The 1,752-nt window shown below is 47.5% G+C and carries 2 protein-coding genes; both read left to right on the forward strand.

From position 1 onward, the window contains the following. A partial coding sequence (locus L215_RS0109080; RefSeq protein WP_027451675.1) for a TraG family conjugative transposon ATPase occupies positions 1-1,122 on the forward strand: 1,122 nt, incomplete at its 5' end. Positions 1,123-1,148: 26 nt separating this feature from the next. Continuing rightward, positions 1,149-1,752 (forward strand): DUF4141 domain-containing protein (locus L215_RS09550; RefSeq protein WP_044111982.1); only part of this gene is annotated, 604 nt, incomplete at its 3' end.

Here is a 1,752-nt window from a genome sequence, read left to right on the forward strand (position 1 = left end):
TACGAGCAGGGGGCGCATGTCCTCTTGGTCGATACGGGTAACTCGTATCAAGGGTTGTGCGAACTAATCCATCGTAAGACAAAGGGGGAGGATGGAGTCTACTTCACCTACACCCATGACCATCCTATCTCCTTCAACCCTTTTTATACGGATGACAAGTTCTTTGATGTAGAGAAGCGAGAGAGTATCTGCACCCTACTGATGACGCTTTGGAAGAGTGCCGATGAGCGGGTCACCAAGACTGAGGCTGGAGAGCTGGGCTCTGCTGTCAATGCCTATATCGAACTCATCTGCTCAGATGCTAGTATTGTCCCGAACTTCAATAGCTTCTACGAATACCTTAGAGATGTCTATCGTAAGGATATGGAGCAACGAGATATCAAGGTAACGCTCTCAGACTTCAATATCAATAACCTTCTGACTACGCTCAAGCAGTACTACAAAGGTGGGCGTTACGACTTCCTACTGAACTCGGATAAGAACATAGACCTGCTCTCTAAACGGTTTATCGTCTTTGAGATTGACCAAGTGAAGGACAATAAAGACCTCTTCCCCGTGGTGACCATTATCATCATGGAAGCCTTTATCAATAAGATGCGTCGACTGAAGGGTATCCGCAAAATGATCCTCATCGAAGAGGCCTGGAAGGCGATTGCTTCGGAGAATATGGCGGACTACATCAAGTATCTCTACAAGACGGTCAGAAAGTATTTCGGAGAGGCTATTGTGGTGACGCAGGAGGTAGACGATATCATCTCTTCACCCGTAGTGAAGGAGAGTATCATCAACAACTCTGACTGCAAGATCCTACTAGACCAGCGTAAGTACATGACCAAGTTTGATGGCATCCAATCGATGCTGGGTCTATCCGAAAAGGAGAAGAGCCAAATCCTCTCAATCAATCAGAACAACGATCCTCACCGACTCTACAAAGAGGTGTGGGTCGGGCTGGGAGGTATGCAGAGTGCCGTCTATGCTACAGAGGTGAGTATGGAAGAGTATCTCACCTATACGACAGAGGAGCGAGAGAAGCTGGAAGTCATGCAACGTGCGGAGCAGCTGGGAGGAGACATTGAGTCGGCCATCCGACAACTCGCCATAGAGAAAAGAGATAAGCAATAATAGTAACAATCAAATACCTAGTGACAATGAAAAAGTATCTGCTGATGGCTCTCTTTGCAATGAGCCTATTTATCCCTCAAGCTCACGCTCAGTGGGTGGTTACCGACCCTGGGAACTTCGCTGGCAACATAGCCAACTCCATTAAGGAGATTGCCACCGCCTCAAAGACGGTCAAAAACACGCTAAGTGGTTTTAAGGAGGTGGAGAAACTGTACAACGACACCAAGAAGTACTACGATGCACTCAAGCAGGTGAACAACCTTATAGGCGATGCCTACAAGGTGAAGGAGTGCATCCTAATGGTGGGAGACATATCAGAGATCTATGTAACCTCCTACAAGAAGATGCTAGCGGACCCAAACTTCCGCCCCACAGAGCTAGCCGCGATGGCTGCTGGCTATGCCAAACTCTTGGAACTGAGTGGCGAGAGTCTCAAGGAGCTGAAGTCTGTAGCTAAGAGCAAGGTGTTCTCAATGAATGATAGCGAGCGTATGCAGATGATAGACCGCATCTATACGACACTACGTGAGTATCGATCGATTGTTTCTTACTACACCCGAAAGAATATCTCCGTGAGCTATGTACGTGCTCACGAGAAGAATGATCTAGCATCGGTCAAAGCGCTTTATG

Origin of the sequence: Porphyromonas uenonis DSM 23387 = JCM 13868, from assembly GCF_000482365.1 — a bacterium.
Classification (GTDB): domain Bacteria; phylum Bacteroidota; class Bacteroidia; order Bacteroidales; family Porphyromonadaceae; genus Porphyromonas; species Porphyromonas uenonis.